The sequence below is a fragment of the Planctomycetota bacterium genome (assembly GCA_035384565.1).
Lineage (GTDB): Bacteria > Planctomycetota > PUPC01 > DSUN01 > DSUN01 > DAOOIT01.
The window spans coordinates 1-6850 of the sequence record DAOOIT010000133.1; the positions used below are offsets into that span (position 1 = coordinate 1).

At 68.6% G+C, this 6850-nt stretch carries 8 protein-coding genes; 1 reads left to right on the forward strand and 7 read right to left on the reverse strand.

Features of this window, described 5'->3' with window-relative positions:
• Positions 1-292: DUF1097 family protein (locus PLE19_23605; protein HPD17935.1), on the reverse strand; the 292-nt coding region annotated here is incomplete at its 3' end.
• 569 nt (positions 293-861) lie between these two features.
• Here PLE19_23605 and PLE19_23610 point away from each other — a divergent pair.
• Positions 862-1350, forward strand: coding sequence for a ferritin family protein (locus tag PLE19_23610; GenBank protein HPD17936.1), 489 nt, complete (start codon positions 862-864; stop codon positions 1348-1350).
• A gap of 97 nt (positions 1351-1447) precedes the next feature.
• Here PLE19_23610 and PLE19_23615 read toward each other — a convergent pair whose 3' ends face one another.
• The 6 genes from PLE19_23615 to PLE19_23640 form a co-directional block, all read right to left on the reverse strand.
• Positions 1448-2221 carry an SDR family oxidoreductase gene (locus PLE19_23615; protein HPD17937.1) on the reverse strand — a complete coding sequence of 258 codons (774 nt, stop codon included), beginning with the start codon at positions 2219-2221 and terminating at the stop codon, positions 1448-1450.
• Positions 2221-3231: an HAD hydrolase-like protein gene (locus PLE19_23620; protein HPD17938.1), complete on the reverse strand. Its 1011-nt coding sequence runs from the start codon at positions 3229-3231 to the stop codon at positions 2221-2223. Before PLE19_23620 ends, PLE19_23615 begins: the two co-directional genes overlap by 1 nt.
• Positions 3232-3269: 38 nt before the next feature.
• Positions 3270-4103: an SDR family oxidoreductase gene (locus PLE19_23625; protein ID HPD17939.1), complete on the reverse strand. Its 834-nt coding sequence runs from the start codon at positions 4101-4103 to the stop codon at positions 3270-3272.
• Positions 4104-4106: 3 nt separating this feature from the next.
• Positions 4107-5729: a tagaturonate epimerase family protein gene (locus PLE19_23630; protein HPD17940.1), complete on the reverse strand. Its 1623-nt coding sequence runs from the start codon at positions 5727-5729 to the stop codon at positions 4107-4109.
• A gap of 113 nt (positions 5730-5842) precedes the next feature.
• On the reverse strand, positions 5843-6328 hold the full coding sequence (locus tag PLE19_23635) for a type II toxin-antitoxin system VapC family toxin (protein ID HPD17941.1): 486 nt from the start codon (positions 6326-6328) through the stop codon (positions 5843-5845).
• Entirely contained in the window at positions 6328-6552 is a 225-nt protein-coding gene (locus tag PLE19_23640; GenBank protein HPD17942.1) for a hypothetical protein, read from the reverse strand. Before PLE19_23640 ends, PLE19_23635 begins: the two co-directional genes overlap by 1 nt.
• Positions 6553-6850 lie beyond the last annotated feature (298 nt).

The window sequence follows — 6850 nt, forward strand, 5'->3', positions numbered from 1 at the left end:
CCACCGGGAACACGGCCGCGGGCACGGCCCACTGCCCGAGCTTCCAGTCAGTCAACACGCCGGCCAGCTCCATGATGGCCACGCTGGCCGCGGCGCCGCCGAGGTAGGCCAGAAGCACCTTCACACCGCCCTTGAGCGTGCAGCCCGCCAGGAAGTACGCTGCCCACGCCTGGAAAGCGATCCACGGCACGAAGTGGCGGAGAGTCGACTCCTTGTAGATGTCGAGCACCATCATGCTCGTGGCCAGCAGCGCGATGAAGATGGGGATGACGATGAACTTCCCGAAACTCACGGGCGGCTCCTGCGACGAGGGCGGCGGCTCCCCGCGCCGCGGCCCTGCCCACAACGGGCGGGCCGGGCGGCGCGGGGGTCGAGGGACTCTACAGGCGGCGGCCCGCGCTGTCAAGCGGTTCTTTGGCGGGCCGTCGCGCGAACATGGCCACGGAGAGCCTGCGCCCCGCTCGCCGCCAGAGTCCTGCAAACCAGACACCGCGCCGCCATACTTGCTCACCTCTGCCGCCCCCGAGAGATGAGCAAGTATGGCGCTTTGGCGATCCGAGCGGCTCTGCGGCCTTCCCGCCCATACTTGCTCAATTCCCTCCCCCTCTAGTTTGAGCAAGTATGGCTCCCGGGCGGGCCGGGGCCTTTCCCTGCCGTTTCTGCCCATCTGCGCCACTTCTGGTCTCACAGGGGTGATGGAGGCAGGGAACCGGCACGGCCTGGATGCCTCCGTGGCGACGGTGGCCAGAACTAGGGACCATGGTCCCGTCGCGCAACGCGATTGACACCGTGCGGCGCCTGTGGCATATTGGGGGAGCAGGGGAGGTTCCGGGCACTCGGCACGCTCGCGGGGGAATCTGGATGCAACACCTCTGGAAGTCGGTGGATGAGGTCCTCGACTATGCTCTCGGCGAGGAGCAGAAGGCCGTGATCACCTATAAGGCGTTTGCTCGGCAAGCCGGGACGGCGGAATTGAGGAGAGTGTTCGAGGGCTTCGTGGACGAGGAGACGGCGCACTTCAAGAAGCTGCTGAGGATGAAGAAGAGCGGCAACGTGTCGCTCCCGGGCGATGGGCTGAACTCACTGCCCAGGCCCAAGGGCGGAAAGCTGCCCGCGGACCAGATCGTGGACGCCGAGGGAGCCTACCGCTTCGCCATCCGCGCCGAGAAGGCCGCCTGGGAGCTGTACTGGGTCTTCAGCGAGATGGCCGATGACCTGAAGATACGCCACGTCTTCAAGCTGCTTGCCGAGGAGGAGAAGGCGCATCGGGCGAAGCTTCAGGAGGAATGGAAGCAGCGGCAATCGCCGAAGGGATTCCTCAAGGGCCTCGTGCGTCTGCTATGGAAATAGTGGCGGACCGCCTTCGAGCCGACGCCAAGCCCGATTCGTGGGATGCCCGTGACGGACGTCGCCGCCGGAACGGCGAAGGGGAGGGGCAGCCAGCCGCTCACAGCGCGGCGGTCCAGCCGCCATCGGCGAAGATGATCTGGCCGGTGATGATCCGCGAAGCCTCGGACGCGAGGAAGACGGCGATGGGGGCGTAATCCTCGGGCTCCTGCCAGCGCCCCTGGGGGATGCGGCTGGTGACCCACTCGCGGAGTATCGGGTCGTCATAAACCTTTGCGGCAAGGTCGGTTCGCACGTAGCCCGGCGCGATTGCATTGGCCCTGATGCCGTTGGGCGCCCACTCGGTGGCCAGGCCCCGCACGACGCCGGTGAGGGCCATTTTCGAGATGCCGTAAGGGATCGTGGTGGGGCGGGCGCCGCGGGACATGAGCGAGGCGATGAAGATGAGAGAGCCTGGCTTGCGCGCCGCAAGCAGCCTTCTGCCAATGGCTTGGGCCGTGGCGAAGGCGCTCTTGGTGTTGACGGCGAGGCAGTCGTCTATCTGGCCGAGTTCCACTTCCTGGGCCGGGGCGCGGCGGGTGACGCCGGCACCGTAGAGCAGGGTGTCAATGGTGCCGAGGGCCGCAGAGCAGTCGGCCACGACTGCGTCGCAGACCATCGGGCTCGCCAGGTCGGCAACGCGCGTAAACGTCTTCCTGCCATAGGCTTGTATCTCTGAGGCCACTGAGGCCAAAGCCTGGGGGTCTCGGGCGACCAGGGCTACGTCGGCTCCTGCGCGGGCGAGGCCGAGCGCACAGGCGCGGCCGATGCCGCGGCTCGCTCCGGTGACCAGGGCGACGCGGCCTGCGAGGGAGAAGGGGGCCAGGTCGGGCATCACTTCTTCCAGGGAGGGGAGGATGGCAGGTAGGTGTCGAACTCCCTGATGAGGGCGGCCTCGTAGTCGCCGGCATAAGTCTCAGCTAGGAAACGATCTGCGGCCTCGTTGAAGAAGCGGGTCCAGGACTCCTCCTCGTGGCCTGGGTTGACCGGGAAAAAGAGGGCGCCGTTGGCCCGGGCCGCCTTGAGGTCGCCCGGGGCGTCGCCGATCATCAGGATGCGGTGCGGCGGGTACTTGCCCTTGGCGGCGATGGCGAGGTGCTCCTCCTTCTTGCCTTGCTCCTGGCCGCAGATCACCGCGGCATATTGGGAGATGCCGTGCTCCTCCCACTCGCGGGCGAGCGCTTCGTAAGGGGTTGCAGACACACAGATTATGTCGGCATGGCCGGCCAGTTTCTCGAGGCTTCGACGGCAGTGGGGGAAGGGCGGAACATCGAAGACGTACAGCTCGACGAGGGCGTTGACCAGATGCGTCCAGTAGATGAGGCGGATGAGGCACGTTTCGGGCGAAGCGGGCGCGGTGACGATGGCGCGGCCCATGGGCGAGGTGGCCACGCCCGCGGGGTCGGCCACGATGCACTGCGAGAGAAGCTGGGCGGTCGGGATGCTCAGCTTCGCTGAGGCGTAGAGGAGGAGCCCCTCGTTGCTGAGCTTCACACGCTTGTCCTGCTCGGAAGTCTTGATGAAGTCATTGATTACGTCGAGGTGTGCGGAGAGGAAGGGCTTGAACCGCTCGTAGGGGCTGAGCTCGACGAGGTGCTCGAACGTGGCCTTGAGGGCCAGCCAACGATTGCATCCCCTGGACTTGGAGTTCAGGTTCACGAAGTCCCACACGTCGCGCAGGATGCGAGCAAGTGCCGCCAGGCCAAAGGCTTCGAGCACGGCCGGCGCGAAGCAGAACTTGTGCTTGACCTCCATGGTATCGAAGCCGCAGCCATCGGAGTCGATCCCGACGAAAAACCTGGCCTTGGGGGTGAACGCCTTGAGCTGTGCCTGGGGGTCTGGCATCGGTTCCTGGTCCTTTCGGTCGCTGGGGGTGGTGGGGCTCACACGCCGCTGAAGGCGGAGAAGCCGCCGTCAATGGGCACAACGATCCCTGTGACGAAGGCGGCGGCCGGCGAGAGAAGCCAGACGACCGTGCCGATGAGGTCGTCGGGCACCCCGAAACGGCCCATGGGCGTGTGCTCGATGATGGTCCTGCCGCGCGGGGTGAGGTCGCCGGTCTTCTCGTCCACGAGAAGGTAGCGGTTCTGGTCGCCGAGGAAGAAGCCCGGGGCGATGGCGTTGACGCGGATGGCGGGGGAGTAGTTCCTCGCCATATGCGTGGCCAGCCATTGGGTGAAGTTGCTCACGGCCGCCTTGGCCGCGGAATAGGCGATCACGCGGGTGAGGGGCGTGAAGGCGCACATCGAGGAGGTGTTGAGGATGACCCCCTCCTTGCGCTCGGCCATGTGTTTGCCGAAGACCTGGGAGGGGAGGATCGAGCCGAGGCAGTTGAGCTCGAAGACCCATCGCGTCGCCTCGGGCGGGATGTCGAAGAATGCGAGCTGGTCGGTGGCGGTGGCCTTCGGGTGGTTGCCGCCGGCGCCGTTGATCAGGATGTCCACGTGGCCGAAGTGCCGGACGACGGCGTCGCGCGCGGCCTCGATGCTCTCGCGCTTGAGGACGTCGCAGGGGACGCCGATGGCGTCGCCGCCGGCCTTGTTGACGTCGGCGGCGACGGCCTGGGCGGCGTCCTCGCGGATGTCGAGGATCGCCAGCCTCACGCCCAGGGCGCCGAGGGCCTTCGAGATGCCGCTATAGAGGACGCCCCCGGCGCCAGTGACCACGGCGACCTTGCCCTCGAGGGCGAAGAGGCGACCCAACTCGTCCCGCGTCATGCGTCATCCTTTCGTGAAGGGGGCCACATGCCGGCCCAGGTGCCGCTCGAGGAGGCGGCCGTACACGTCCTCGTGCAGGCGCAGCGTCTCGAACAGGCGCTCGCGGAACCGCCACGAGCCGTTGGCGGCCTTGGCATTGAGCACCGAGCCATAGGTCACGTGCAGCACCTCCCGGGTGTCGAACTGGTCGAGCGTGGCTGCGAGTTCGCTGTCGTTGTGATGGGCCAGGCGCGGCACACGGGCCACGTCGGCCGACACGTGGTAGGACGCCCGGTCCTCCCCATAGTGCTCGCACGCGAAGTCCAGAATCTCGCGGAAGAGCTCGGGGGCCACAAGGGCGATGGTGCGGAGCGCCTCCACGTAGCTGGTGCCGGCCGTCTTCACGTGCAGCAGGTCGCCGGCCAGCCGGGCGGCGATGGGGTAGATCGAAAACTTGTCGCTCCCCGAGTGAAGGCTGAGCTTGTAGGGCCCCAGCGCCCGCGCCACTGCCGCGTGCTGCGCGAAGGAGCGCTCGAAGGCCGCCAGGTCGCCCAGGTAGTCCACCCCCTTCTCGAACCGCCCCACGAACCGGGGCGCGAGGCTCACCCACTGGACGCCCAGGCGCCGCAGCTCGCAGGCGACGAAGTAGTGCTCGAAGGGGGACGTGGGCGAGGCCGTCTCGTCCACCGACATCTCCAGCTCGAAGGGCTGGTGCCCCTTGACCCTGGCGAGGTGGCGGTAGAGGCGGGCCGTGTGGGCGATGGCCCGCCCATACTTGGCCGCGGCGCGGAGCACGTCGGCCTCATTCCATTCGAGGCTCGCGCCCGGCGGCAGCTCGGCGCCGGACCCCGTGTAGCGCGCGAGGCACGCGCTCGCGTCGCTCTCCAGGGCGTCCCAGGGCAGGGCGGCGAACCTGTCGGCGAGTTGGCCTGGGGAGGCCGCATCGGCCGTATCATCCACGTGCGCGCCGGGGTCGAGGGTGAAGAGCGTGAAGCCGGCCGCGGCGCAGGCCTCGACGTCCTCGGCGGTCTTCAGGTGATCGGCGTCGGCCCCGAAGCCCTCGCGGAAGCCCTCCTGGAACACGCCCCACATCGCGTCGTCGAGCACCTGGTGGGGCGCACGCCCCGTACGGGTCATCTCGCGGACGGACTGCTGGGCGAAGACGGGCCTCAGGCCCGAGCGGGCGAGCGCGCGAACGTGGCCGGGAGTGGCCAGGCCCAGGCGGTCGCCGAAGCCGAACGAGGGCGCCAGGCCCAGGCACTGCGGGGCGAGGAACGGCACGCGGGCGCGCAGCGCGGCCGCGTTGGCGTGGCTGCGGGGGCACAGCTTGACCCCCACCCGCATCCCCTCCAGCTCGCAGGGCTCCGCGGTGCCCTCGAACGACGCAGCCGACTCGGGCGGCTTCAGCGCGTCGTAGGCGATCCCGAGGTGTTTGTCGTAGCGGCTGCGCGCCAGGAAGTAGATGGCCCGGTCGTGGCCGATGACGGACTCCGGGTACACGTGCATGTCGCAGGCGAGCGACAGCACTCCTGCGAGCTGGCCCGGGCGCTTGAGGCGCGGGGCCAGGCCATGCGTCACCAGCAGCATCTGAAGCTCGAGCATCGCGGACCCCAGGAGTCGCCAGCGGGCCTCGGTTGCCGGCTTCATTCTAGCCGCGGGACCGGCCGTGTCAAGTCGTGGAAGCAGGCCACGTGCCGCGACCCGGACCGCGGAGCGACGGGCGCGGAACGAGCGAGGTTCTGGCGGGGTTGCCGCGCCGGTCACGACGCGGCCACTTCATCCTGCGCATCGGCAGCGCGGTCGTGGGTCCTGGGAAGCGCGCGCTCCCGGAGGCCGAGGGGCTCGACCTTGAGGCCCGCGCTGATCGCCGCCCCGCGCTGGCGCCGGTCGGCCGTGACGAACAGGTCGGGGCTGGCCTCCATCGCGGACGCGAGGTGGAGCGCGTCCGACGAGCGCAGCCGCGCCCGCTCCAGGCAGGCGACCGCCTGCCGCACGGCGCCCGGCGTGAGCTCGATGGTGGTCGCCTCCTCGAGGTCATCGAGCACGTCCTGCTTGATCGTGGCGTAGTCGCTCTCGGAGAGGCGGCCCGCGCGCCGCAGGCGGTTGAGGGTGGACATGAGTTCCGGCAGCGCCAGGATGCTGACGATCACCTGGTCCGCCTCGGCGCACAGCGCCGCGAGGCGGTCGGTCCCGGCATCCCGCACGTAGCGCTTCGCCAGCGCCGACGAGTCGAGGAACAGACGCATCAGGGGTTCTCCTCCCGGGTGGCGATGACCTCTTTGCTCAGGGACAGGCCGGCGATGGCCAGGGCGTTGGACGTCTTCCAGCGGACGAGCGGGCGGCTCGGGGCGGGGGCCAGAATGGCCACGGGCATCCCGCGGCGCCACACTTCCACCGTCTCCCCGCGCGCCACGGCGTCGAGGTGTCGCTCCACGTCGCTCTTGAGATCGGCAACGCTGACCGCGATCATAGGGTGCCCTCCTCTGCGGCCTATCATAGCATTGGAGCGCCTGTTGTCAATCACAGATTCCTGTGATACCTTGCCGGGCGGCCGCGACCCTCCTCTCTCACCACCTGCGCCCGCGAGGCAGACGGCGGCAGAGCCTGCCCGCGCGGGGTGTGGGCCGGAGTTGTCGGTGGCTGCGGGAGCTCCGAAGGACCGAAATAGGATAGCCCAGGGCAACGCCCCCATCTTTGCCCACCTTTTCCGAGGGCTGGGGCTTAGCCCCCGAAGGGGGGCGATTCAAGGCGTGAAACGCCCCCTTCGG